The organism is Streptomyces sp. NPDC048416 (assembly GCF_043200435.1).
Lineage (GTDB): Bacteria > Actinomycetota > Actinomycetes > Streptomycetales > Streptomycetaceae > Streptomyces.
In genome coordinates, this window is record NZ_JBICXU010000007.1 from 30,117 (window position 1) to 55,262 (window position 25,146).

The window sequence follows — 25,146 nt, forward strand, 5'->3', positions numbered from 1 at the left end:
CAACTTGACCGGCTGGCTTCTCCTCCTTCTCCTGCTCCCTCGCGGCCTTACCTCAGGCGCAGGGGCAGGGAGAGCAGGCCGCGGTGGCGGGGGTTGGCCTGCCAGCGCGCCGCGTGGTCCTCGCTCAGCCTCAGGCCGGGGTAGCGGGTCAGGAGCTGAGTGAAGGCGATCTCCGCCTGAAGACGGGCGAGCGGGGCGCCCAGACAGTGGTGGATGCCGTGGCCGAACGCCATGTGTCTGGAGGCCTCCGCACGGCGGATGTCGAACCGGTCGGGCTCGGGGAACACGTCCGGATCCCGGTTGGCGCCGAGCAGCGACACATGGACGAACTCCCCCTCGGCCAGGGTCTCTCCCCCGGCTTCGACGGGTTCGGTGGCATAGCGGAACGAGGCGAGGGCGGAGGGGGATTCGTAGCGCAGGATCTCCTCGACCGCGCCCGGCATGAGCGTCATGTCGGCCCGGAGTGCGGCGAGTTGGCCGGGGTGGGTGAGGAGGGTGTGGATGCCGTTGGCGATGAGGTTGACCGTGGTCTGGTGGCCCGCGATGAAGAGGAGGAAAGCCATCGAGGTGATCTCGTCCTCGCTCAGCACCTCGTCGCCACCTCCGGCCTGCGCCCCTCTGGCGCCCCCGGCCTGCACCCCTTCGCCGCCCCCGGCCTGCGCCCCTCTGCCGCCCCCGGCCTGTGCCCCTCTGGCGCCCCCGGCTTGCACCTCTTTGCCCTCTGCGATCGTCGCCTCAGCGCCGCCCGTGCCCATCGCCCCGTCGTCGCTCCCGCGGGCCTGGAGCAGGGCGGACAGCAGCCCGTCGTCGGGCTGTTCGCGCTTGAGGGCGATGAGCGCGCGCAGGTAGGCGGCCATGGATTCGGCGGTGAACACCGACACCTCACCGTCCCCCTGACCGCCGTCGAGGGAATTGCCCCGCACTTGCAGGGTCTCGTGGTCGGCGTCGGACGCGCCGAAGAGGTCGAACATGACGGCCACCGGGAGGGGCAGCGCGAACTCGCTGATCAGCTCGGCTTCCTCCCGGCCCTCCCACGCGTCGAGCAGACCGGTCACATGAGCTTCGATCATGGGGCGCAGGGCCGCGGTGCGGCGCGCAGTGAACGCCTTCTGGACGAGCTTGCGCAGCCGGGTGTGGTGCGGGGGGTCGGAGTTGAGCATGTGGGTGAACAGGGCGCTGCCGGGGCCCTGGGTGAGCCCGGCTTGGCGGCCGAACCTCTCGACGGCGCCGTCCTTGGACAGCCGCGGGTCGGCCAGGAGCTCCCTGGCCTGCGCGTAGGAGGTGATGACCCACCCCTCGATCGGGGTCGGCCCCGGGTACCGGGTCCTGCGCACCCCGCCCTCCTCGCGCCACCGGCGGTAGGAGTCATGGGCATGGTCGAAGAACGAGGCGTCGAGTGCGCCGGTGTCAGACATGGCGCACTTTGCTCCGGTGGCCGACATGGATGGTCTTCACTCCCAAAAGACCCACCAGCGGTACGTGTGCGCTCCGTTGACCCGGTGCGACGACGAGGCCGGAGCGCCGGATGTGGTCGAGGAGGAGTTCGGCGAGCGGCATGACCATGTGGCGTCCCCAGCATCGCTCGGACATGTGCCCGAACGGCATGTAGCCGGGGGTGCTGTCCGGGTCGAGGCCGTCCCAGCGCTCGGGGCGGAACTCGTCGGGTGCTTCCCACAGGGCGGGGTCGCGGTGGGTGAGGAGCGGCAGCATCAGGAGGTCGTCGCCGTGGCCGATGCGGTCGTCGATGGCCGGGTATTCGGGCGACCTGTTGCGCAGCAGGTTCCACGACGGCGGGAGCAGGCGCATCGCCTCGTAGATGATGCTGCTGTTGGACACGTCCTCGCCGAACGGGGAGCCGAGCCACAGCGCGTTGGCGACGAGCGTGGAGACCGTGAAGCACACCGGGGCGGCGGCGCGGCGGTAGATGCCCATGGCGTAGCGCCGGTCGTGGTAGCCACGCGCCTCGGCGAACAGGTTGGCCAGATGGGTCAGTTGAGGGCCGGGCGAGGGCCGCAGGGGCAGGGCGGCGCCGGCCACGATGGTGGTCCAGGTGATCCTGGGGTCGATCTCCAGGGTGCGGGACATCAGGACGCGCAGCCGGCGCGGGTCGTCCCGCAGGACCAGATCGCTCAGGAACCGGTGCCCGGTGATCGGCCAGGGACCCGACAGGTCCGTCCACTCCGGCAGCGGGTTGGGCTGTTCCAGCGCGGCGCGGACGTCCTTGCCGATCGTCCGCATCACGGACGACGCCTCGGTCTTCGTGATCGAGCGGCCGTGCAGGGGCTTGAAGGTGGGGCGTTCGGTCTCCGTCGCCCGCCGCGCGGCCAGGAGGCGGTCGGAGAGTTCCGCGCCCGCGATGCCGATGGTGTCGGGTTCGAGGCGGACGAGGTCCTTGCCGAGGTGTTCGTCCAGCAAAGCCTGGAGGCGAGGAGCGAATACCGTGGTGCGGCTGCTGGTGCGGGTCATGGCGGGTGGCATACGAAGAGCTCCGGAAAATGAAATGCGGAGGGCCCGCACACGCGGCTGACCGAAATGCAGTCGGCCTGCGTTGTGTGCGGGCCCGGGATTGGCCTTCGGCTTAGTACCAGAAGTACCAGGCGGCCTGCTTCAGGCTCGGCTCGCTCTTCTTCCCACGCAGTGCCGCAATGACCTTCGCCATCGTCAATCACTTCCTCTCATGAATTACTCACGGGTCAACTACACGACCGGGCATGCCAATTCGCGCATCTGGGGGACGTTGAATTTCCATCACCGGTCGATGAGGGGAAGTGAAGCCGCCTGCCACAAGCGTTGTCAATGCTTCCGGTTTTCTTTGCTGAAGCGACCGGACGGTTACTGCGGGGTATCCGGCAAACATGCATTCCAGCAACACAGGAGATCCTGCCCGAACGGTCATGTGCGCTTGCCCGTAAATACCTTTCAATTCCCGTACACTGCCTGATACCACCTGACACCAAGGGAATCGATAGGGAGGATGCCCAGTGAACTGCCCCATCTGCGCGTCCCGGGCCTTTCCCTGCCGCGGGGGCCTCGCCGCGGGCAGTGCCCCTTCGTCCGGCTGCCCGCTGGACCCCGAGGAACGGGACCTGCGCATCGCGCGGCGCGAACGGTTCCGGCGGCTCACCGCCCAGCCGGAATGGAACCAGGGCCGCCCACGGGGACGACGGACCCGCGTCAGCCTCCTCGCCTGGGCCGTGCTCGCGCTGGTCGTCCTCGTACTCTTCCTGCTGTAACAGCTGTAACTGCTGTGGCCCCCATGCGAGTTCGCCACATGGGGGCCACAGCCACAGGGGGCGATGCGCACCAAGGAGCTCAGGCAGAGCTCAGGTGGAGCTCAGGTGGAGCTCAGGTGGAGCTCACAGCGTCAGCCGGGACGCCTCGCTGCTCAGCCTCGGCGCGGGAAGCGCCGGCTCGCCGCGGAGCCTCACGGGTGCGGCCGCCAGCGGGCCACTGCGGGCGACCGAGGTGATGAGCTCCCTCAGTTGTTCCACGTAGCGATGGATGTTCTTCTGGGCGATCGCCGTGTCCGGGTAGCGGATCGCCAGCTGTAGGCCGCCGTGGAGCCGGGTGAACCACGCGCACACCTGGTCGCCGTAGGACACCCGCAGCATCGCGTACGCCCTCTGCTCGTCCCATTGCCGTGACCCCGGGATGTCCCGTGCGTCGACGAACGAGACGATCGAGTAGAGGTCGGGGGACGTGGGCCGGAAGTCCGAGCCGAGCAGGCGCAGCACCCGGGCGATCGGCAGGTGCGCGAGCGACTTGTTGGCGCGCAGCGCGGCACGGACCATCGTCAGCGCGTCGTCGAAACCCAGCGCCCGCTCGACCGGGATCTCGATCGGTGCGCCGCCGACGTACCACCCCACGGAGTCCGCCCACCGGGACTTCGCCCGTGTATGGAGGGGCACCACCGTGCGATACACGGGCTCCCCGCCGATGTCGTGGACGATGAGACTGGTGGCCGCCAGCACCCCCACCTGGCCGCCGCCGTAGGGCCGGCAGTACGCCGAGAAGGCCGCCGCGTCGGCGTCGTCCACCAGCATCTCGTACAGCAGCTTCTGTTCGGGCAGTCCGTCGCCCGGTTCGAGGCCGAGGTCCACCGGGAAGGCCGGCAGTCTGCCGTCGCAGCGGGCGATGAACTCCCGCCAGCGCGCCACGATCGCGTGGGTGTCGTCGACCTGGTCCGCGCTGGCCCGCTCCAGCTCGCAGAAGTCGACGTAGCTGCCGACCGGGGCCGGCTCATCTGCGCCCCCCTCGGGGCGCGCCGAGTAGAGCTCGCAGATCTCGGCGGGGATGCGCTGAAGCGAGTACGCGTCGACGTTGCTGTGGTCGAAGACCATGTACACGCTGACGCAGTCGTCCCTGACCACCGCCGTGTACAGGAAGTTGGGCCACCGCAGCGCGTCGGCGGCCACATCGAAACGGTGCTGGAGGTGCAGGCTCAGCGCCTGCGCGTCGGGGAAGTCGCCCACCACCTCCCGGCGCAGCGCCACGGCGTCGGAGGCTGCGGTGAACCGGCGCATCTCGTCACCGACCCATCGGAACCCGCTGCGCAGCGTCTCGTGCCGCAGGGTCCAGGTGCGCAGCGCCGCTTCGAGACGGTCGAGGTCGACGGGCCCCGCGATGTCGAACGCGGCGCCCAGCCAGGTCGGTACGAACAGGCCGTCCTGCCGCACCGAACGAGCCGTCCGGATGTGCGACTCCTGCACATAGGCAGGAGGGCGGGAATCATCGGGCTGACTGGTCGCGGCTTCGACCATCACCGGGTCCAGGGTCCACTCGACCAGCCGTCCGGGACGGACCTCGCAGCCGTGAATGTCGGTAATTCGCACGGGAGTCTTCCATTCACACACGGTCGGGGAACACGGGCGAGCTGCTGGCGTCCGAGGGCTCGATCCACCTGCCGTCAGGACCGGCGGGGCCGGACCTCACAGGTACCTCGGGGCGACCGGCCGGGCAGGGTGGGCGGGCCGGACGGGCACGTGGGGTCGGCTCACGACGGCGTCCGGCGGAGGATCGGTTCACCACGGTGGCGTCTCGCCCCGATTCCCCCTTGCTCGCCAACTCCCCTGCGCACCGGGCCGGATCGGCCACCTCGGACGACGCCGACTCGTGTACGCGAGCCCCAACGCCCCAGAACAGCACATCCGTTCGCGGCGCCGTGAGACGAAGGGCGGCATCCGCACACCTCAGCTCAGGAAATACGGTCATGCGGTGAACAACTCGCCGTGAGCGCTCTCAGGCACGCAAGACCACCCCAACGAGTCGCGCGCGACGCCCGGCTCGGGCCGGCGCCCATCGCCCCGGTGGGCCACGCGCGAAACCCCCGGCACCCCGGCATGTGTGCCCAGCCGGGGCCGAGGGGATTCCAAGGGGTCCGACGGAGGTCAGCCGGTCGCGGGCATCGGCATCGGCATCGGCTTCGGTGCGGGCACCGACTCCGGCGCCGGCCCGGGCACCGACGGCATGGTCGACATGGGCTTCGTCTGCGCCGCCGCGTCCTTCGTCTTGGTGGAGAACTCCTTCGCGATCTTCGCCACCTCGGCCTTCGCCTCGGCGACGTCCTTCGCCGCGTCCTTCTTCTCGTCCGCGATCAGTTTGTCGATCTCCTTCATCAGCGCGGCGAGCCACGTCTTGATGTCGTCGTCACCGGCTCGGGGGCCCGGCTCCTCGGGTGCTGTCCCGGGGACCGGCACGACGGGCGTGGGCGGGGCGGCGAATGCGGGTGCCGCGGTCCCCGCGGCGAGAGCACCGCTCAGAACGATCGCGGCAACGGTGGCGCAACGGCGCATGACGCGCTCCTCATCAGTTGACGGCATCCCTGTCACCCCCCACTCTTGATCCACTCTTCGGCACCCTGGACCGAAGGGCCACCTGGTCTCGCCGAACGAGTGAGCCCTCGCCCCCGCGGTTCCCGGGCGAGCACGGCCGGCTGGTGGCCGGAGCCGTAGGGGTGGCCGAGCCCTATGGGGAAGCGGTGCGCCGGGAACTCCACGAGGAGCTGGGAGTAACGGCAGAGGTGCGCCGCTGTTCACGTTCCTGTGCGACGGAGAGCTCAGCCCGTACTGGTTCGCGGTGTACGAAGCCGTGGTGGAGGAAGGGCGATCTCGTCCCGGATGCCGGCGAGATCGCTTGGCACGGATGGCTCACCGGGGACGAGTTGAAGCAGGCCATCACCGGCTGGAAGTTCGTTTCCGGCAGCCTGGACGCCCATACCCGCTTTCTCGCCCTCACAAATTGGGCGTCAGGCCCGATTGACCCGGCCGGCGATCGCATGGCCGATCAGCAGATAGACGACCGCGGGCAGACCGTAGTTGACCACCGTGCGCCATGTGTCGGACTTGATGTGGAACATGTCCCGCGACCAGCCCGAGAGCCAGTCGGCCGCATTGCGCACCCACGACACGACGTCGTTGGCGGTGTTGGCGTTGACGAGGAAGAAGGCGATCCAGAGGATAAGGATCAGTGCCATGATGTCCGCGATGACGAGGATGCCGGTCGCCGCGGGGTTTCCGCCATAGCGTCTGGCCATGTCCAACTCCTTGTTCTGACAGGTGGGTTGAGGTCGTTCCTGTATGCGCTGCGGCCGCGCCGCGCCGTTCGTGGCGCGGCGCGACCGCGTCGTATTTCCGGCGGGCGTCCCGCGGCATCCGATGGACGCCGGGGCTCACAGGCTGAGCAGGCGCTCCGCGAGCCGGCGGTACTCGCGCAGGGCCATGCGCAGGTCCTCGGTGGCCGCGCCACCGGACGCGCCCTGCCAGGACGCACGCAGCGCGCCGCGGCGCTGCTCAAGGGTCTCGACGATCTGCTCGGTGAGGGAGTCGACCGCCGACGCCGCCTCCTCCACCGCCGCCCGCGGCTCGTCCACGAAGCCGCCGACCGCCTGCTGGAGCCTGAGCTGCAGCTTGTCGCGCTCGTCCGGCCGCAGCACGGCGTCGTCCTGGGTCCCGGCACCGGGCACGGCCTCGGCACCCCGTACGTCCTGCTGAGGAACCCCCTGGCCGGGGCCGGAGCCCGCAGGGACGTCCTGGCCGGGCGCGGATCCCGCCCGGATGTCCTGGCCGGGGACGGAGCTTTCACGGCCGTCCAGGCCGATCGCGGACCCCTCGCGGCTCTCCCGGCCGAGCGCGGACCCCTCGCGACCCTCCTGGCCAGGTGCGGAATGCCTGGGTGCGGCCACCCCGGGTGCGCCCTGCTCGTCGGCGTACCGCCCGGGTCCCGCGTCCTTGCGTGCGCCTGGATCACCCACGAGCCGGTCCTCGGCGGCCCACTGGCCCTCGGCGGACGGCTGCGGTCCCGGACGTTCAGGCCTGCCTCGCTCGGGACCGGGCTGTCCGGTCCCGGGCCGGCCGGCCGCCGTGGACCCCTCGGGCATGGACCGTTCGGGCGTAAGCCGCTCCGGGGCCCCGGACTGCTCCGGGACGGGCTGCTGCGAGGCCGGGCGGCCGGATATGGGTTGCTCGGCGTGCGTCATGACTGGCTCCCTCGGGTGATGTCACCGTGCTGCATACCGTCTCGGGACGCGTGCCGGGCGCCTCGGGACGCCAGACTCCCGGCCTTGTGGCCGCGACGCTCCCCGGCGAGGACGGCGAAGAACTCATGGGCCTCGACCAGGGCCTCGCGCAGCTCTTCCGTGCTGCGGCGGCGACCTTCGGTGTTCTGGGCCACGCCCTGGATCCTGCGGTAGCCGTCGAGGTGGTCGGGGTGGTGCACCGAGAGCGCGGCAAACTGTTCGCCGGACGATCCGTCCGGGAAGCCACGCTCCCGTGCGAGCCGGCCGAGCAGTGCCTCGGCGTCGGCGACCGCCTGCGCGGGCGACTCCACGAACTCCTCCTGGACCCGGGCCCATTCGGCGGCGTACCGTCCTCGCTCCTCCGCCGTCGGAGGTTCGACCTTGAGGCTCCCGTACCGGCGAACCCGCTCGTCGAGATCCTTCTCCGCGGCCTTCACGTCGCCGTTGTGCTGGGCGACGGTCCGTTCGTACTCGGGCCCAAAGCGGCGGCGGAGCCCACTGCCCCGGCGCGCGACGAACATGCCGAGGACCACCGCCACGACAACGATCACCGCGACCGCTATCAGGATGATGACGACACCACTGGACATGGCCTGCCTTCCCGTCGGTGAACGGCCCCCGCTGCAAGGGGCGGTCCCTGTACGAATGGGCGCGACGCGGCCGAATAAACCCGGTGTAAGGCAAGTGAGTTCGGGAATGTGCGGCCGGCCGTCCGATGTGGCGGTCCTGGATCTTTCCGCAGGACTCGGATGCGGGTTCAGACGGGGCAGACAGCTACGCACGGGTAACACATGGCGCACACCGCTCCCCCCATCTCACTCACCCCAACGGGTCACGCGGCTTTCCCCGGAGCCCGACCACGGTGAGGCTGGTATCGAGCATTTCCCCACCAATAGGAGGAAACCGTGCGTATCCGTATCGCACTCACCACCACCTTCCTGGCCGCCGCCACCGTGATGGGCGCGGCCGGCGTCGCCGCGGCCGACGACCCGCCGCCGGTCGGCGTGGCGAGCGACTCGCCCGGCGTGCTGTCCGGAGACGTCATCCAGGTGCCGATCCACATCCCCGTCAACGTATGCGGCGACACGATCGACATCATCGCGCTCCTCAACCCGTCTGCCGGCAACACCTGCAAGAACGACTGACCCTGGCAGAGTGGCTTTGCGCCCCGGAACGCACCTCAGGTTCCGGGGCGCAGTCACGCGGCGGTTCCCACCGCGGCCCCGGCCCGGGGACGGCCACATGGGGACAATCGCATCCCGGCCGGGCGAACAGCACGGGACGTTCCGTCGCTGTCGTACGGTCATGTCCTAGCCGAGGAGCAACGCCGCTTCCCAGGTGAGGAGTTCCGGGTCCGACGGACCGCCCTGGGCATAGGTGTGGAGTGCCAGCGCCGCTCCGGCCTGCCCTTCCAGGAAGCCCGCTCCCTGCGCCGCCTCTCCGAGGCCGTCCGCCACCTGCGCCGCCAGGAGCGGCAGTTGGACGGCCAGCTCGCCGTCGCCCGCGTCGTACGCCATCCGTGCGGCGATGTGCAACAGACCGCCGGTGCCGTGACACAGGCCCGTCCCTTCCAGCGCCCATGTGTGTGCGGGCCGGGCGAGCGCCGCTCTCAGGGATCCGGCCGCCAGCTCCTGCCACCGCTCCTCCCCCAGGGCCCGCCCCGCGAGGAAGAGAGCGCGGGCGACGCCGGGCGTGCCATAGCACCAGGCGGCCCGTGTCGGCGGGTGCGGTGGCCGCTCGCCGCTGAGTTCGTCCTCGGCGCGTACGGACATCGGCCAGTACGTGCCGTACGCGTTCTCGTACGCCCACCCGGTCAGCCAGTGCGCGACGCGCTCGATGGCCGCGTCGTGGCCAGGGACGCGTACGCCTTGCTCGTGTGCCAGGGCCAGCAGCGCGAGCGGGCCCGGAATCCCGTGTGCGAGGCCGAGGTTGAGGTGCCCGTGCGGGAAGGCGGGGTTCGGCCCCTGGGGACCCGGGCCGTCCGGGGCCCACCAGCCGGGCAGTGCGCCGTGCGCCGTCGGAGCAGCCGGTTGCGTCAGGTCGACCAGCGTTTCGAGGCATTCGCGCAGGGCCGGCCCCTGGGGGTCGACGGCGAGGAGCAGCCGGGTCAGGCCCGTGACGCCGGCCACCACGTCGTACAGATGCGACGGTGCGCCCGCGCCCCGGGCCCTGCCTGTGCGCAGGGCCCGTGCGCGGCTCACAGCGGCCTCGGCCACGCCGGGGGTGACGGCGTCCAGGAGGGAGCGGTACGCGTCGGGGCCGGTGGCGGCGAGGCGGGCGGCGAACGCGACAGCTGCGGCGCCCGCGTACAGCCCCGAGGCGCGCAGTCCTCCGGGTGGCCGGATCGCGGCCGCGAGGTGGGCGTGGGCGATCCGGCGTGCTTCGTCCTGCCCACCCGCCGCGAGCGTCGCGAAGAGGAGGGAGACACCGGGGTGGCCGACGGCGAGCGAGTCGACCCGGGCCGGGTGGAGCGCCGTGGGGTTACGGAGCAGGGCGGCCACGGAGTCGAGCGCGGCGCGGGCGCCTTCCTTGGGCAGCCCCGCGGCGCGGGTGGTCATCCGGCCTCCTGTGCTCGTGCCCGGGCGCGGTGTGCCGCGAAGGCTCCCCTTGCCAGGGCGTGGGCGCGGCCTTCCGCGGCGGGGTCGATGCCGACGAGCCGGTTGTGGCTCATGTGGATCAGGCTGGCGTTGACGGAAGCGGGCGGACGCTGCTTGGGGTCTCGCGCGTGGAGGCGGGCGAGGAGGCGGCCGTAGTCGGCGAGGCGGGCGGCACGGTCCTGCCAGGCCTCGCGCAGGGCGGGGCCGGCCGCGTCCGGGGCGGGGCCGTCCGGTCCTATGGCGCGCAGGACGGCGGCGCGGTGCTCACGGAAAGCCCGGTGGTCGTGCTCGGACTTGGTGAACGCGGCGGGGAACCAGATGCCGGGCGGTGGCCCTTGGGCTCCGTCCAGGAAGTGGCGAGTCACATCGGCGGCGTTGACGGCGGCCAGCAGGTCCCGTTCGGGGCCGGTGCGTCCGCGCAGCGCCTCGATGCCCGCGAGTGCGGCGAGGCTGTCGGCGTGGAAGACGCGCTCCGCCGCGGCCATCGCCTCCTCGCCCCCGTAGCGTTCGAGTTCCGCGTCGTAGGTGTCGAGGCGCAGCCCGGACACGAGGTTGGCGCCGCGCAGGTCCGCGGCCCAGTCGTGCAGCAGCGGGAGCAGTGCGGCGACCGGGCCCGGCGCCTCGCCGTGGATGCGGATCCTGAGGTGGGGCGCGGGGTCTCGGTAGCGGATGAAGAACCAGCGGTCCACGTGTGCGGGCAGCGCCGCGAGGAGGAGGGGCAGGTGCTCTGCGAGGAGGGTGTCGTGGCGGAGCTCGGCCGCGTCCAGGCGTGCGTACAGCCAGTCGCCGCCGGGCAACCGTGTTGCTTTCGACGTCCTGCGGACCGGCTCGGGCGGGGGTGCGGGTCGCGAGGTACCGGTGCCGCCCCCACCGGAACTGGTGCCCTCCCCACCGGCAGCGGTGCCGGTGCCGGTGCCGGTGCCTTCCGGGGCTTCGGTCGCGTGCAGGGCCACGACGAGTTCGACGGTGCGCCTCCCGGCCGGGCCAAGCGGCCCGCCGTCGGCGGCGGACGTCAACTCCTCCTGGAGGACGGTGTGTTCAGCGGTGCGCGCATGGGTGTACAACAGCTGCTGGTGCCAGGGGAGTTCGAGGTCGAGGCTGATGCGCTGGTCGCCGGTGACCAGGCGGACCGCGGCCGGCACGCTCCAGCGCCGCCTCCAGTCGGCGAGGCCGGCGCACCACGGGCCGAAACCGTCCGTGGGCAGGTTCAGGCGCCAGGTCGCGGGGGCGAGGACCGTACGTCCGTGCCGCACCCTCGGCAGCGCGGGCAGCGCGTTGGCCGCGCCCCAGTCCCAGGGCTGCCAGGGCCGGTGCCCGGTCAGGGACACCTCGTGCAGGAAGCGGGCGACGTTGGGGGCGCCGGTGCGCTGGTTGAGTACGTGATGGGCCCTGACCTCCACCGGGCGGCCCAGGCTGCGTGAGTGGACGGTCAGGCGCTCGATGTCGGCGGAGACGGCCAGGTCGTCCAGGGGCAGGACGTGCGGGCCCGCCGGGTCCGGGAACGCGCTGATGACCACCCGGTGGTCCAGCCAGCGCGGGGTGCGGGTGATGTTGGCGTACCGGGGGCGGGCGGGGCGGAATTCCAGATGCACCGGGACGGGGCCGCCCCGCCGCGCGGCGCGCCCGCTCCCGCTCACGTCCGCCATGAGGCCGGGCCCGCCCAGGAGCCCGGCGAATCTGCCGAACGTCGCCCCGGCCACGTCGCTGCCCACCACCGGCGACAGCATGACCGTGAACTCGGCGCCGTCGCCGATGAGTTCGCCGTACAGTTCCAGCGAGGTGGGCACCCGGTGCGCCGCGTCCCCGTCGCCCGGCTCCGGGTGGGTGAGCCGGTCGAGCAGCGCCTGGTCGAGCACCACGTCGGGCAGCGGCCCGCCGGGTTCACGGTCGGCGAGTGCCCCGGCGGCCAGCTCCGCGAGCAGTCTGCCGCGCTCCGCGTCATCCTCCCCGGCCCGAGGGGCAGCGGGGCCGGCGCTCCCTCGCGGGTACTCGTAGCCCTCCGGGGGCCCCAACCCGGTCTCGGCGTCGAGGAGTTCGGAGACGGGTACCGCGCGTTCGGTGCCGTAGCGCTCGACGAACGACTGGTGGTAGGCGCGCAGATGCGCGGGCGCGGCGCGGGGCGGCGACAGGCGCCACAACACGGCGGCCGTGCGCTCGAACTCCTCGCGCACGCCGTGCGGCAGCACCATGTCCACGTCCAGGGCGAGGTCGACTTGGAGCACATGGTCGGCGGGGCACAGGGCGGTCATGCGCTCTCGCGCGACGCGCAGCGCCTTGAGCCGCGCCCCGTCGCCCCCGGCGGGAAGCTCCTCGCACCGTCGCAAGTCGGCCCGTACGGCGGCTAGTTCCGTGTGCAGGGGCAGGTGGTCCGGGATGCGCGCGACGACATGGGCCAGCGGGTCGTCGGCGTCCGGCGGGGGCAGCAGATCGGTGTGCAGGAACCCCCGCAGCACCAGGGTGTGCACGAGGCCGGCCACGGCGTCGGCGGGCGCGGCCGGGAAGGTGTCGCGCACGCGCCGGGTCAGCTCCGGGAACGGGACGGGATCCGCCGCCAGCCTCAAGGCTGCCTCGACCACTGCCGTGTGACGGATACTCACCTCGCGCATGATGTCGTCGCCGCCGGTGGGGACGTACGGAAGCGTCACGCGGTCGCCGCGGACCATGTGCTGCTGGTCGGCGACGAGGTGCAGCGCGGGCAGGATCGCGGGGTCCTGGTGCAGGCGGTCCACGACGGAGGAGAGCCAGCCGAGGTCGGGGCGCACGGCGGGTCGGTGCCGGTCGCCCCAGCGGACCGAGGCTTCGTCGCCGAACCGGGCGAGCGCGACCCCGGCGAGCAGCCCGAAGGGGGTCGGGCGGGTCGTCATGCGCAGTCGGTAGCGGCCGACCGCGGTCGCCGCACGGCGCAGCGCGTCTGCGGTCGGCCGGGTGTCGCCCGCCAGGACACGGGCCAGCGAGGGGCTCGACACCTCGATCGCCTCCCGGAACAACGGGTCGGCGGCGGCCGCGGCGACATAGGCGGCCAGGTCGGCCTCGGCGGGCCCCGCCGGGGTGTCCGGATGCTCGGGCACGGGCAGCGCGGGTGCCCGCAGAAGCACTGGTCCGGCGGCTGCGAACAGCCCTTCCCGCCGCGCCGCGCGCTGTTCGCCCACAGTTCCCCCGTTGCCGTACGACTCCCGTGATCCGCCCCTGTCTAGCGGAGATCCGGAGGCCTGTGACCGGCCCAGGAGGTCAATGTGCCCGATGATGCAGAACCCCCTTCCCTTTCGTCCCCAGTCGTTGACGGGGGTGGTGCGCCGCGGCCTACCGTCCGTTCGTTCGCTGCGAACAGCGCAGCCGAAACGAGAGGAGTTCGTCATGACCAACGAGACGACTCAGGACCTGTTCGACCTGGACGTGCGCGAGGTGCTGGCCGAGGGCGAGGCCCAGAACAACGCCGGCATCAGCATTTCCTGCGAGGGGTCCTGCCACCGCCCCTACTGCATCTGAGCGTTGTGACATCTGACGTCATCTGACATCGCACGTCTCACGTGTGACATCCGATGCCTGATGACTGACGTCTGGCGCCTGATGACTGACGCCTGATGACTGGGTCTGGTGTCTGACGCCGGACGCCCTGTTCCGCGGCTGCGGGGAGACTCTGGGGACTCTCCGCAGCCGTGGTGTTCGTGGCCGTCATTCAGCGGCCGGCCGGACCGTCGGCCGTTGGCCACTCGACCGGCGTTGCACCGGGCGTCGACGGGAGCGGGCCCCGAGCCCGCTCAAGCAGTTTCTCGGCGGTGACCGCGCCGAGCCGCCGCTGCGCCGTCTCCAGCAACGCTCGTGTGGTTTCCATGAGTTGGTGTGCTGTCAGCGGACGAGGTGCGAGTTCGTGGTCGGTCTCGTCCTGGCTCTCAACGTCGTCCTCGGCCTCCGGAAGGCCCACCGTGGGGTCGGTGAGAAGTTCGGCGAGTGTCTGACGCAGTCGGCTGGTGCTCGCTTCGCGGACGGTGAGGGCGAGGTGGACGGAGAGGCCTTCGTCGCCGGTGGCCGTGTGCGGGGCGCCGCGCGGCACGTACAGCACGTCGCCCGCGCCGATGACGGTGCGCAGAGCGGGCTCGCCCGGTGGCGATGCCGGGCCGGGGTGCCAGTGACCGTCGGCCGGGGCGTCGTACACCGTCCACTCCTTGCGTCCCGCGAGCTGCACCACGAGGACGTCGGCGTCGTCGCGGTGAATGTCGAGACCGCGCCGGCCCGCCAGGGTGGCGAAGCAGAACGCTTCGGTCCTGCGGCCCAGGTCCCGCGCGAGGAGCGCGGTCAAGGCGCCCACCGAGGGGTTCCACTGGTCGAGTTGGGGCAGGAGCAGGGTCGCCCCGTCGGCAAGCAGGCGCATGATCAGCTCCGGGTCGGCGAAGCCCTCCTCGGGCCGCCCGGCGACGACCCTGGTGGTGCTGAACTCCGAGGCCGGCACCACCTCACCCTCGCGCACCATCTCGACGTACGGTGTGCGCATCAGGCCCCCGCTCAGCGCTGCGCCCAACTCCCTTGTCCCGGGCGTCTCCTGAGGCAGACGTGGCGGCGTGAACACATGCGGGCGACCGCTTCGGCACTGGTCGAAGAACAGCTCGGGCTCCCCCACCAGCCGGTCAAGCACTCCCCAACGCATCGTCTCTCCCCTGGTACGGGGCGGTCCTGCCCGCCGCTCGAACCGAACCTACGGACGCTTCGTGGGGCGCGTCCCCGGACGGCCGGGCACCGCGGGGGTAGACGAACGTGCCCGCGAGATCATTGACCCGGCGGCGGTCATGGGCGGCCCCGTCCCGCAACCGCGTTGCCCTCAAGTGCGGTAGAGGTCGTACGTTCCTCGCATGAGTATGGAAGCCACCGCGTGGACTCAGCTCCACAACGTCATGAACGCCCAGCAGGACAAGCGTCCCTTCAACCGTGCGACGCTGCGCCGCATCGCCGCGTTCGCGGCCCCGCACCGGCGCCGTATCGCGCTCTTTCTCGTCGTGAGTGTCGCCACGGCACTGCTCGCGGTGGCCACTCCGCTGCTGGCCGGGCGGGTCGTGGACGCGATCGTCGGCGGGAAGGAGAGCGGCACCGTCGTCCGGCTCGCCTTGTACATCGCCGCGATCGCCCTCGTCGAGGCGGCGCTCGGCATTGTGAGCCGGTGGCTCTCGTCGACGCTGGGCGAGGGTCTGATCCTCGATCTGCGGACGGCGGTCTTCGACCACGTGCAGCGGATGCCGGTGGCGTTCTTCACGCGGACCCGCACCGGCGCGCTGGTCAGCCGCCTCAACAACGACGTCATCGGCGCCCAGCGCGCCTTCAGCAACACCCTGTCGGGCGTGGTGAGCAACCTGGTCACGCTGCTGCTCACGCTCGCGGTCATGCTCGGCATCTCCTGGCAGATCACCCTGCTCGCGCTGGTGCTGCTGCCGGTGTTCGTGCTGCCCGCGCGTCGCATGGGCACCCGGATGGCGCGCCTGCAGCGGGAGGCCGCGGAGCACAACGCGGCGATGGGCACCCGGATGACGGAGCGGTTCTCGGCGCCCGGCGCGACCTTGATCAAGCTCTTCGGGCGTCCTGCCGACGAGTCCGCCGAATTCGCCGCGCGGGCGCGCCGGGTGCGCGACATCGGTGTGCGTACGGCGATGGCGCAGTCCGCGTTCATCACCGCTCTCACGCTCGTGTCGGCTCTCGCGCTCGCCCTGGTGTACGGTCTCGGCGGCTACTACGCGCTGCGCGGCACGCTCGAAGCGGGCGCGGTGGTCTCGCTCGCGCTCCTCCTGACCCGGCTGTACGCGCCCCTCACCTCGCTGGCCGGGGCACGCGTGGAGGTGATGAGCGCGCTGGTCAGCTTCGAGCGGGTCTTCGAGGTGCTGGACCTGAAGCCGTTGATCGCCGAGAAGCCGGGGGCGCGGGCGGTGCCGACGGGCCCGGTGTCCGTGGAGTTCCACGAGGTGCGGTTCGGCTATCCGTCCGCCGACAAGGTCTCCCTCGCCTCCCTCGAAGAGGTCTCAAGCCTGGACACCCGGGGTGGCGCCGAGGTTCTGCACGGAGTGTCCTTCCGGGCCGAGCCGGGGCAGATGGTGGCCCTGGTGGGATCGTCCGGTGCGGGCAAGTCGACGGTCGCCCAGTTGCTGCCGCGGCTGTACGACGCCGACGCGGGCGCGGTGCGGCTCGGCGGCATCGACGTACGGGACCTGACGGCCGACTCGATCCGGGACACGATCGGCATGGTCACCCAGGACGGCCACCTCTTCCACGAGTCGGTCCGCGCCAACCTGCTGCTGGCGCGTCCGGGCGCGGACGAGAACGACCTGTGGGACGCGTTGCGGCGCGCCCGCCTTGACGACCTGGTCGCCTCCTTGCCCGATGGTCTCGACACCGTGGTCGGTGAGCGCGGCTACCGGCTCTCGGGCGGTGAGCGGCAACGTCTCACCATCGCGCGTCTGCTGCTGGCCCGCCAGCGGGTCGTCATCCTCGACGAGGCCACCGCGCACCTCGACAACACGTCCGAGGCGGCCGTCCAGGAGGCTTTGGGTGAGGCCCTTGAGGGGCGGACGGCGGTGGTCATCGCCCACCGGCTCTCCACGGTGCGCTCCGCCGATCTGATCCTGGTCGTGGAGGACGGCCGGATCGTGGAACGCGGTACCCACGGCGAACTGCTCGAACTCGGCGGGCGCTACGAGGAGTTGTACCGCACCCAGTTCGAACGCCCCGGTGGCGCGCCCGCGCACGGCTGACCGGGCCGCACGGCCGGCGGGGGCAGCACGCAGGCGGCGCCGCGGGCAACACCGCAGGCGACACCGCGGGCGAACCCGCAGGCGGCGCCCCGGGCCGCGGGGGGGGTCACGGGGCGTTCGGTAGCCGCAGGCGGGGGCGCCGAGGCCCGTGGTCGGGGGCGCCGGACGTCAGTCGCCGGGGGCGCCGAGGAGCCGGTCGACATCGGTGACGGCGCCCAGCGCCCCGCGCAGGGCGCCGACCGACATGTCGTGCAGCTGGGCCCGGGTGAACGGCTCGCTCGTCAGCCATTCCACGCACAGCGCGCGGACGAAGACCAGCCAGCCGGTGAGTGCGGCAAGGACCGTGTCCCGGCCGGGGCCCTCGATCCCGGTCGCATCGAGCACCCGTCGGCTCAGCTCGGCGAACTCGTCGGTGATGATCGCCTGGATCACCGGGTCGCCCGCCAGCACCCGGTTCGCGGCGAGCACCGTGTTCCGGTTCGCGACGAAGTAGTCGAAGTGAAGGTCGAGGCCGGCGGACAGCTGATCCATGAGCGAGTACGCCGGGTCGATCCGCGTGCCGTCGAGCAGCCGGTTGGAGGCCTCCTGGAAGATGGCGGCGAACAGGGCGCTCTTGTTGGGGAAATAGCGGTAGAGCAACGCCCGTGAGATGCCCGCCTGTTCGGCGACGTCCTCCATCAGCACATCGTGGTACGGCTTCGCCGCGAACAGGTGAGCTCCCACGTCGAGCAGCTGTCTGCGGCGCTCATCGGGATTCAGCCTGCGGCGCGTGGTCACGGACCCCAGGTTACTTGACGTGTGTCTACTAGCGCTCCTATCGTCGACTTAGTAGACACTTGCCTACTAAGAGGGAAGGGGACCCGTCATGGCCAGACTCCTCAAGTGGCTCTCCTGGGCCATGGGCATCGCCGATGTGGGGATCGGCGCCGTCCATCTGCTGGTCGGGGTGGACTCGGTGCCGGGGGCGGGATCGCCCGGCCCGACCGTGGACAGCCTCATGCGGTTCTTCGGCGCGATCTTCCTCGGGTACGGACTGGCGTGGATCTGGGTGGCATGGCAGTCACCGATCCCCTCAAGGGCGGTACGTCTGCTCGCCGGCGTCTTCTTCCTCGGCGGCGCGAGCAGGCTGCTGTCCTGGGCCGCCCTCGGCCGCCCCGACTGGTTCCAGCTCGTCCTGATGGGCATCGAACTCGCCCTGCCGCCCCTCTACTTCTGGCTGGCGAACGCCGACGAGCGGGCCGTGGCCGCCCGTCTCTGGAAGGCCGAAGAGACGTCCCGCACAGCGGCCCGCCCGACGCTCTGACGAGTCCTTGCGGGTCCTTGCAGATCCCTGGCGGATTCTCTCGGGTCCTGGCAGGTCCTTGGAGGCCGTAACGACTCCTGGTGGGGCCTGGCGGGCGGGCTCGCGCAACCGCTGCCGGGCGCGCGCCTGTCTGCGCGACGCGCACCACCGTTCCACGGTGCCGCGCCCCCATTCCGCCCTATTCCGTACGCGATCGAAAGGTGAGCGATCGCAAGGGAACGGATTGCGCCGGATCGCGGTCTAGTTCAGTGCGCGCCGCGCGGCGGCGCAACTGGACGGCGCCCCTGTGGCACCGCGTCCAGGACGACCTTTTGCAGAGAGTGTTCTTGATCCAATGGGGCTGACCAGTACCACCGCTCTGGCATCGGCCGTGCTCGCCACGGTCCTGTTGTCCCTCCTCGTCGTATGGCAGTGGCCACGGCTGGCGGGGCGCGGCTGGCGACCGGTGCTGGGGCGGGTGGGGCTGATGTGCGCGGTGCAACTGCTGCTCTTCTCCTCCGTGGGCCTCGCGGCCAACAAGACGTTCCTGTTCTACGGCTCGTGGGCGGACCTGTTCGGCCGGCAGGACGGCGTGGGGGTCCTCGACGCCCAGGCGGCCGCCAGCCCGGGGGTCAAGGTCGCCGGGAAGCAGAAGGTAGATGTGCCGGGTGCCGGAAAGCCGAGCATCGGCGGCGAGGTGCAGAAGGTCTCGGTACAGGGAGAGCGCTCCCGGATCGTCACCCCCGCCTATGTCTACCTGCCGCCGGAGTACTTCCAGAAGGGGTACGAGCAGAAGTCGTTTCCGGTCACGGTCGTGCTGACCGGCTTCCCCGGCACCGCCGAAAACCTGATCAAGGGGCTGCACTACCCGAAGACGGCGTGGACGCTGTCCAAGCAGAAGAAGACGCAGCCCATGATCCTTGTGATGATGCGGCCCACCGTGGCGCCGCCGCGCAACACCCAGTGCATCGACATCCCGGGTGGCCCCCAGACGGAGACGTTCTTCGCCGACGATCTGCGCAAGGCCATCGCCGGTAAGTACCGGGTCGGCACGAAGGCGCGGAACTGGGGTTTCATCGGCGACTCCACGGGCGGCTACTGCGCGCTGAAGATCGCTCTGGAGCATCCGGAGGCGTACGCGGCGGGGGTGGGCCTGTCCGCGGACTACAAGCCGGACGTGGACCTGCAGTCCGGTGACCTCTTCCACGGCAACAAGCACGAGCAGAACCGGTCCGATCTCCTGTGGAGCCTCGACCATCTGCCCCAGGGCAACTCGTCCTTCCTCGTCACCACGTCACATCAGGGCGAGGGCAACTTCCGGGCCACCCAGAAGTTCATCGGGAAGGTCAAGAAGCCCGCACACGTCTCCTCGATCACGCTGGATTCCGGCGGCCACAACTTCAACACCTGGCTCCGCGAGATCCCGCCCTCCTTGCAATGGCTGAGCGACCGTCTCGCATCCGACTGAGCGGCGCCCGGCAGACCGATCACAGCAGGACCGCGCGGCGGCCCGGACAGCGACCGGCGGCCGGACGGGCGACAGGCGACAGGGGGGCCCGGGGGCCGGGACGGCGACAGGGGGCGGCACGCCGACAGGGGGCGCCACGCCGACAGGGGGCCGGGCGACAGCGGGGCAGGGGGCGGGACGGGCGGGGAGCCATGTACCGCCCGCCCCGCCGTCCGCCCCGCCCCCCTCCGCTCCGTCCCGCCCGCCCCGTCACACCTTCCTCAACACGCTCCTGTTCACAGCTTCTTGATCTGGACCCGCTTGATGTTCACCGGCAGCGTGGGGAAGCCGTCGCCGGGCCCGTTCTGGTCGTCCTCGCCGCCCGCCGCGATCTTCTGCAGGACGTCGAGCCCCGACGTGACCTTGCCGAACGGGGTGTAGGCGGGCGAGAGTTTGGTGTCCTTCCAGACGAAGAAGAACTGGCTGCCGTTGGTGTTCGGACCGGCGTTGGCCATCGCCACCGTCCCGGCCGGATAGGTGGCCCCTGTCAGGTTCTCGTCCGGGAAGGAATACCCGGGACCCCCGCTGCCCGTGCCGGTCGGATCGCCGCACTGAAGGACGTACAGGCGCGCGGTGGTGAGCCGGTGGCAGTGCGTGCCGTCGAAGTAACGCTTCTCCGCGAGGAAGCGGAAGGAGTTGGTGGTGCACGGCGCCTTGTCGGTCAGCGCCTTGAAGGTGATGGCGCCCTGGCTGGTGCGCAGCGTGGCCTTGAACGGGCGGGCCGCCTTGACCGGGTCGAAGTCCGGTATCCCCTTGTAGTTGTCGGCGGGGACCGCCGGGGTGTAGGCGCAGGCGGCCGTCGGCGCCGGGGCGGCGGCGGCCGCGCCGGCCTGCGTTGCCGTGGCGAGCGGGATCAGGACGACAGCGGCGAGCAACGCACCTTTTCTACGGAGCACTTGACGGCATCCTTCCGGGAAGTACGAGCGTGACATGGCCGCATCATTCCTTCCCTGCGCCCCGTGCGCCATGCCGCCTCGCCGCCGGCACGGCCCGCGCTCCGCGAGGGCCCCGCGACGACCGCCCGGAGCCGCGCACACGCGCGATAGGCATATCAACTGCCCTACACATCAGGGAAGTTCCGCACCTCGGGTGGAACGGATCGGCGCGATCGGCTGTCTTACAGGGCGTACATCCCAAAGGGAACGAAAGGGGTACAGCATGTACGCATCTGGCATGCGCGGGGTCGTCGTCGCGGGCGCGGTGGCGGCGCTCGCCGGTTCGGGAGTCCTGCTCGGCGCCGGTGGGGCGTCGGCAGCGCCGACCGCGGCCGGCGCCTCGGTCGTGCGGACGGCCGACGCCGCTCCGGCGGCCCAGCCCACGGGCAGGATCGTCGCCAACGGCGGCCTGTGGGTCCACCAGGAAGCGAACACCACCTCCAAGCGGATCACGCTGCTGCCGCAGGGCACGATCGCGGCGCTCCAGTGCAAGAAGGCCGGCCAGAACGTGGACGGCAACAAGCTCTGGTACCGCCTCGGAGCGGGCAAGCCCGGCTGGGTCGCCGCACGCTATGTGCAGAACCTCGCCCCCGTGCCGTACTGCAAGTGAGCCGAGCCGAGGCGTCAACGCCCGTTCGACCACCGGGCGTTGGCGCCTCGGCATTGCCCGCAGGTGGCCCCCAAGCCGAGCCGCCGCACGGCGTAGGCACCGTACGCTGACCGCATCCACGCGCTCGAAACCGGCGGCCGCGAGGGCGAGACAGGTGCCGTCCGGGTCGGCCGGCGAGACATGCCCGGGTCGCCCTGCTCCCCCAAGCCGCCGCTTGGGCAGGATGAGCCCGGCCCGTACGCGGTCCTCATTTTGTTTCCTCCAAGTTTCCCCCCACCCCCTGTACATGTGGCTACCCACCAGTAGTGTGTGGCCGCGCCACCGTGACCAAAGGTTGGCGCGCCTTCGACTGTCAGTGCCACCAGGGGGATTGCACATGCGCGGTATGAGCCGCCGTCAGTTCGTTTCGAGGATGTCCGCCGCTGCCGCGGGGGCGGCCCTGTGGTCGGCGACGGCACAGGACCGGGCCATGGCGGTGACCGCCGCACGGGCCGTGCGCATCGGCGGGACCACGCTGGAGCAGGCCGCGACCCCCGTGGGCACCGGCGCGTACAAGCGCCTGGTGGCGGGCCCCGGCTGGCCGCTCGTGGTCCGTGGCGAGCTGGCCGGCGCCGGTGCCGGCCGGGACGACCGCCGCACCGGACTCGCCTCCTTCGTGCAGTTCACCGACATGCACCTGGCGGACACCGAGTCGCCGGTGCGGTTCGAGTACCTGGCCCAGTACAACGACAGCGCCTACCGTCCGCAGGAAGCCCTGACGGTACGAGGCGCGTCCTCGCTGGTCGAGCGGGTCAACGCGGTGCGCACGGGCCCCTACACCGGGATGCCGTTCAGTACGGTGATGGCCACCGGCGACAACACCGACAACCACGAACTCATCGAGCTCGACTGGTACTTGAGCGTCATGAGCGGTGGTCGCATCACCCCGAGCAGCGGTGACGCCACGCGGTACGAGGGTGTGCAGAACTCCGGCTCCGCCGCCTACTGGAACCCCGAACTGTCCTTCCAGGACTCCTACAAGGCCAAGGGTCTGCCGCAGATCCCCGGCTTCCTCTCGGGCGCGACCCGGGCCTTCGACGCGCCCGGCCTCGACGTGCCCTGGTACACGACCGTCGGCAACCACGACGACAGCATCGAGGGCAGCCTGCCCGACCTCGGCCTGCTCAACGACCTGTACACCGGTGACCGCAAGATCGAGGGCTGTGACGACGCCACCGCGGCGAAACTGGCGTACGCGCTGCGCCACGACCCGGCCCAGGCCGCGATCCTGCTCGGGAAGCTGCTCAGCAGCGGCGGCGCGATACGCAAGGTGACCCCTGACGAGCGCCGACGCCCCTTCACCCCGGCCGAGTTCGCCAAGGCGCACCTGGATCCGGCACACACCGGCGCCGGACCGGTGGGCCACGGTTTCACCTCCGACGCGGCGCACAGCGGCCATCTGTACTACACCTTCCCGCTCGCGAGCGGTGTGCTCGGCATCAGCCTGGACACCACCAACAGGGCCGGATTCGCAGACGGTTCGCTCGGCACCGCTCAGCTCAACTGGCTGGAATCGGTCCTGAAGTCGCACAGCGGTCACTGGTACGACGTGGACGGACATGTGGTCCGGGGCGGCTCCACCGACGCGCTCATCGTTGTGTTCAGCCACCACACGAGCACCACCATGGGCAATCTGCTGCCCGACCCGTACCACCCGTTCGAAGGGCGTCACGACGGCAACGCGCTGGTTTCGCTGCTCCAGCGCTACCCGAACGTGGTGGCCTGGGTGAACGGCCACACGCACGAGAACCGGATCACCCCGCACGGGCACGTCGTCCCGGAGCGCGCCTTCTGGGAGATCAACACCGCGTCGCACGTGGACTATCCGCAGCACGCCCGGATCATCGAGCTCGCGGACAACGGCGACGGCACGCTGTCCCTGTTCACCACCCTCATCGAGTCCGCCGCGCCCTACACCACGGACTTCGGCGACACCTCCGACCGTGGACTCGCCGCCCTGTACCGCGAGTTGTCGTACAACGACCCCTATGGAACCCCGACCGCCAGGCTCGGCTCCTCACTCGACCACAACACCGAACTGCTGCTGGCCCACCCGGCCAAGTAGCCGTCACCGGCGCGCCGGCGCCGCGCCGCCACCAGCCGCCGAACCGTCGAACCGTCGAGACACCGAGCCGTCGAGACACCGAAACCCCGAGATCCGAGACACCGAGACACCGCTCGATCGTCCTCCGGCCGGAGGCGCGGTCGGGCGGTTCGTCATCCGTGATGTCGGCGGCCTGTCGGGGTCTGTCGGTCCGATGTCGGTCGAGAGTGACACCTTTTGAGAGGTCCGGCCCGGTACTCCTCCGGTCGTCGGGTGACGAAGGGGATCTCTCATGCATGATGTAGTGATCGTGGGTGCCGGCCCGGTGGGCCTTTTCCTCGCCTGCGAGCTCGGTCTCGCCGGCTGCTCGGTCCTGGTGCTCGAACGGGAGGCGGAGCCCCGCTCTCCGTTCAAGGCGATGCCGCTCGGGGTGCGGGGGCTCTCCGCCGCGTCGGCCGAGGCGTTCTACCGCCGCGGGATGCTCGACCAGTTGGTGACGGCATCGGGCGGCCAGATCGGCCCCGCGGCAGCGGGCGGCCGAGCCGGTCCCGGCACGGCATCGGGCGGCCAGGTCGGCCCCGGCGCGGCACGCGCCGCGCACGAAGCCCCACTCCCCCGAAACGGCGGCCACTTCGCCGGCATGATGCTCGATCCGACCCGCGTCGACCTCGCCGCCTCGCCCTACCGGCTCCCCGGCACGGCGAGGCGGAGCATGCCGACGTATCTCGAAGCGGTCGAGACGGTGCTGTACGCCCAGGCGGCGCGGCTCGGCGTGGACATCAGGCACGGCGTCCCGGTCTCCTCCGTCACCCAGAACGACGAGGGTGTGGTCGCACGGGCCGGCGAGCACGAGTACGCTGCGCGTTGGCTCGTCGGCTGCGACGGCGGACGCAGCACGGTGCGCAGGCTCGCCGGTTTCGAATTCACCGGCACCGAGCCGCAGTTCACCGGATACGCCATGCATGCCACCGTCGCCGACCCGGAGAAGCTCCGCTTCGGGTTCAACCTGACGTCGACGGGCATGTATCTCCGGCTCACGGAAGCGTACATAGCCGTCGTGGACTTCGACGGTGGCGCGTTCGACCGCTCGCAGCAGCTCACGCGCGACCATCTCCAGACGGTTCTGCGCCGTGTGTCGGGCACCGACGTGACGCTGAGCCACGTCCATCTCGCCTCCAGTTTCACGGATCGGGCGATGCAGACGACGACGTACCGGCAAGGACGCGTGCTGCTGGCAGGCGATGCCGCGCACATCCACGCCCCTCTCGGCGGGCAGGGGCTCAACACCGGTATCGGCGACGCGATGAACCTGGGGTGGAAACTGGCGGCGACCGTGCACAAGCACGCGCCTGACGACCTTCTCGACACCTACATGCGTGAACGCCATCCGATCGGCGCGGCGGTGCTCGACTGGTCACGCGCCCAGGTGGCGGTCATGCGGCCGGGCCCGCACGGTCAGGCTCTCCAAAAGGTGGTGCGTGACTTGATCGGGACCCGCGACGGGGCGACCTACGTGGCCGAAAGGCTGTCGGGACTGTCGGTCCGTCACGACCTCGGCAGCGAGCATCCGCTGGTCGGCCGTGACGCACCGGACTTCTGCCTCAAGGACGGTACTCACCTTGGCGACCTGTTGCGCGACGGGCAAGGCGCCGTACTCGACTTCGGTGCCGACGGCGACTTGCACGAGTCGGCGCGGCGCTGGGCGAGCCGGATCCGGTACGCGGCCGGTCCTGCGGAGAACGACCTCGGGCTGGGCGCTGTGCTTGTCCGGCCCGACGGCACCGTCGCCTGGGCAGGTGATCGCGCCCCCGATCACGAGGCGTTCGAGCAGGCGGCCGGCCGTTGGTTCGGTGCCCCGGACGCCTGAAGCGATCCGGCCGGCAGAGCAGAT

21 protein-coding genes are annotated in these 25,146 nt (G+C 71.0%); 9 read left to right on the forward strand and 12 right to left on the reverse strand.

The genetic code is table 11. The features are described from left to right. Window positions 1-47 precede the first annotated feature (47 nt). Together ACGFW5_RS11665 and ACGFW5_RS11670 are read right to left on the reverse strand one after the other, a co-directional pair. On the reverse strand, window positions 48-1,415 hold the full coding sequence (locus tag ACGFW5_RS11665) for a cytochrome P450 (protein ID WP_393833998.1): 1,368 nt from the start codon (window positions 1,413-1,415) through the stop codon (window positions 48-50). Next, complete coding sequence (locus ACGFW5_RS11670; RefSeq protein ID WP_393833999.1) at window positions 1,408-2,466, reverse strand: cytochrome P450; 1,059 nt, start codon at window positions 2,464-2,466, stop codon at window positions 1,408-1,410. Before ACGFW5_RS11670 ends, ACGFW5_RS11665 begins: the two co-directional genes overlap by 8 nt. A gap of 515 nt (window positions 2,467-2,981) precedes the next feature. On the opposite strand from ACGFW5_RS11670, the gene ACGFW5_RS11675 reads away from it, so the two are divergent. Then, a complete protein-coding gene (locus ACGFW5_RS11675) occupies window positions 2,982-3,233 on the forward strand; it encodes a hypothetical protein (RefSeq protein WP_393834000.1) in 252 nt (83 codons plus the stop codon). A 123-nt stretch (window positions 3,234-3,356) separates the two neighbouring features. On the opposite strand, the gene ACGFW5_RS11680 is transcribed toward ACGFW5_RS11675, so the two are convergent. The 5 genes from ACGFW5_RS11680 to ACGFW5_RS11700 all read right to left on the reverse strand — a co-directional run bounded on the left by ACGFW5_RS11680 (window position 3,357) and on the right by ACGFW5_RS11700 (window position 8,103). Next, window positions 3,357-4,832: a condensation domain-containing protein gene (locus tag ACGFW5_RS11680; RefSeq protein WP_393834001.1), complete on the reverse strand. Its 1,476-nt coding sequence runs from the start codon at window positions 4,830-4,832 to the stop codon at window positions 3,357-3,359. Window positions 4,833-5,387: 555 nt separating this feature from the next. Further along, the gene (locus ACGFW5_RS11685; RefSeq protein ID WP_393834002.1) at window positions 5,388-5,792 is read right to left on the reverse strand and encodes a hypothetical protein; all 405 of its coding nucleotides are present in this window, start codon (window positions 5,790-5,792) and stop codon (window positions 5,388-5,390) included. Between the two features lie 452 nt (window positions 5,793-6,244). Further along, on the reverse strand, window positions 6,245-6,532 hold the full coding sequence (locus tag ACGFW5_RS11690) for a hypothetical protein (RefSeq protein ID WP_393834003.1): 288 nt from the start codon (window positions 6,530-6,532) through the stop codon (window positions 6,245-6,247). Window positions 6,533-6,667: 135 nt separating this feature from the next. Next, the gene (locus ACGFW5_RS11695) at window positions 6,668-7,474 is read right to left on the reverse strand and encodes a hypothetical protein (protein WP_393834004.1); all 807 of its coding nucleotides are present in this window, start codon (window positions 7,472-7,474) and stop codon (window positions 6,668-6,670) included. Next, complete coding sequence (locus ACGFW5_RS11700) at window positions 7,471-8,103, reverse strand: hypothetical protein (RefSeq protein WP_393834005.1); 633 nt, start codon at window positions 8,101-8,103, stop codon at window positions 7,471-7,473. Before ACGFW5_RS11700 ends, ACGFW5_RS11695 begins: the two co-directional genes overlap by 4 nt. Before the next feature lie 366 nt (window positions 8,104-8,469). Between ACGFW5_RS11700 and ACGFW5_RS11705 the strand changes: the two genes are divergently transcribed. Further along, the gene (locus tag ACGFW5_RS11705) at window positions 8,470-8,658 is read left to right on the forward strand and encodes a chaplin (RefSeq protein WP_393834235.1); all 189 of its coding nucleotides are present in this window, start codon (window positions 8,470-8,472) and stop codon (window positions 8,656-8,658) included. 165 nt (window positions 8,659-8,823) lie between these two features. On the opposite strand, the gene ACGFW5_RS11710 is transcribed toward ACGFW5_RS11705, so the two are convergent. Together ACGFW5_RS11710 and ACGFW5_RS11715 are read right to left on the reverse strand one after the other, a co-directional pair. Further along, window positions 8,824-10,071 (reverse strand): lanthionine synthetase C family protein, encoded by a 1,248-nt coding sequence (locus ACGFW5_RS11710; protein WP_393834006.1) that lies wholly within the window; start codon window positions 10,069-10,071, stop codon window positions 8,824-8,826. After that, window positions 10,068-13,178 (reverse strand): lantibiotic dehydratase, encoded by a 3,111-nt coding sequence (locus tag ACGFW5_RS11715; RefSeq protein ID WP_393834007.1) that lies wholly within the window; start codon window positions 13,176-13,178, stop codon window positions 10,068-10,070. Before ACGFW5_RS11715 ends, ACGFW5_RS11710 begins: the two co-directional genes overlap by 4 nt. A 286-nt stretch (window positions 13,179-13,464) precedes the next feature. Here ACGFW5_RS11715 and ACGFW5_RS11720 point away from each other — a divergent pair, with 286 nt between their 5' ends. After that, window positions 13,465-13,596, forward strand: coding sequence for a hypothetical protein (locus tag ACGFW5_RS11720; protein WP_393834008.1), 132 nt, complete (start codon window positions 13,465-13,467; stop codon window positions 13,594-13,596). A gap of 190 nt (window positions 13,597-13,786) precedes the next feature. Here the strand turns inward: ACGFW5_RS11720 and ACGFW5_RS11725 are convergent, their stop codons facing one another. Next, entirely contained in the window at window positions 13,787-14,752 is a 966-nt protein-coding gene (locus ACGFW5_RS11725; RefSeq protein ID WP_393834009.1) for a JmjC domain-containing protein, read from the reverse strand. A gap of 202 nt (window positions 14,753-14,954) precedes the next feature. Here ACGFW5_RS11725 and ACGFW5_RS11730 point away from each other — a divergent pair, with 202 nt between their 5' ends. After that, entirely contained in the window at window positions 14,955-16,838 is a 1,884-nt protein-coding gene (locus ACGFW5_RS11730; RefSeq protein WP_393834010.1) for an ABC transporter ATP-binding protein, read from the forward strand. 168 nt (window positions 16,839-17,006) lie between these two features. Here ACGFW5_RS11730 and ACGFW5_RS11735 read toward each other — a convergent pair whose 3' ends face one another. Further along, window positions 17,007-17,615 (reverse strand): TetR/AcrR family transcriptional regulator, encoded by a 609-nt coding sequence (locus ACGFW5_RS11735; protein ID WP_393834011.1) that lies wholly within the window; start codon window positions 17,613-17,615, stop codon window positions 17,007-17,009. Window positions 17,616-17,703: 88 nt separating this feature from the next. On the opposite strand from ACGFW5_RS11735, the gene ACGFW5_RS11740 reads away from it, so the two are divergent. Continuing rightward, the gene (locus ACGFW5_RS11740; RefSeq protein ID WP_393834012.1) at window positions 17,704-18,141 is read left to right on the forward strand and encodes a DUF4345 domain-containing protein; all 438 of its coding nucleotides are present in this window, start codon (window positions 17,704-17,706) and stop codon (window positions 18,139-18,141) included. A 334-nt stretch (window positions 18,142-18,475) separates the two neighbouring features. Further along, on the forward strand, window positions 18,476-19,588 hold the full coding sequence (locus ACGFW5_RS11745) for an alpha/beta hydrolase (protein ID WP_393834013.1): 1,113 nt from the start codon (window positions 18,476-18,478) through the stop codon (window positions 19,586-19,588). A 275-nt stretch (window positions 19,589-19,863) separates the two neighbouring features. Here the strand turns inward: ACGFW5_RS11745 and ACGFW5_RS11750 are convergent, their stop codons facing one another. Then, window positions 19,864-20,523 (reverse strand): peptidylprolyl isomerase, encoded by a 660-nt coding sequence (locus tag ACGFW5_RS11750; protein ID WP_393834014.1) that lies wholly within the window; start codon window positions 20,521-20,523, stop codon window positions 19,864-19,866. A gap of 262 nt (window positions 20,524-20,785) precedes the next feature. Here ACGFW5_RS11750 and ACGFW5_RS11755 point away from each other — a divergent pair, with 262 nt between their 5' ends. The 3 genes from ACGFW5_RS11755 (at window position 20,786) to ACGFW5_RS11765 (ending at window position 25,122) form a co-directional block, all read left to right on the forward strand. Then, window positions 20,786-21,172, forward strand: coding sequence for an SH3 domain-containing protein (locus ACGFW5_RS11755; protein ID WP_393834015.1), 387 nt, complete (start codon window positions 20,786-20,788; stop codon window positions 21,170-21,172). Window positions 21,173-21,548: 376 nt separating this feature from the next. Further along, the gene (locus ACGFW5_RS11760; protein WP_393834016.1) at window positions 21,549-23,276 is read left to right on the forward strand and encodes a TIGR03767 family metallophosphoesterase; all 1,728 of its coding nucleotides are present in this window, start codon (window positions 21,549-21,551) and stop codon (window positions 23,274-23,276) included. A gap of 271 nt (window positions 23,277-23,547) precedes the next feature. Further along, complete coding sequence (locus ACGFW5_RS11765; protein ID WP_393834017.1) at window positions 23,548-25,122, forward strand: FAD-dependent monooxygenase; 1,575 nt, start codon at window positions 23,548-23,550, stop codon at window positions 25,120-25,122. Window positions 25,123-25,146 lie beyond the last annotated feature (24 nt).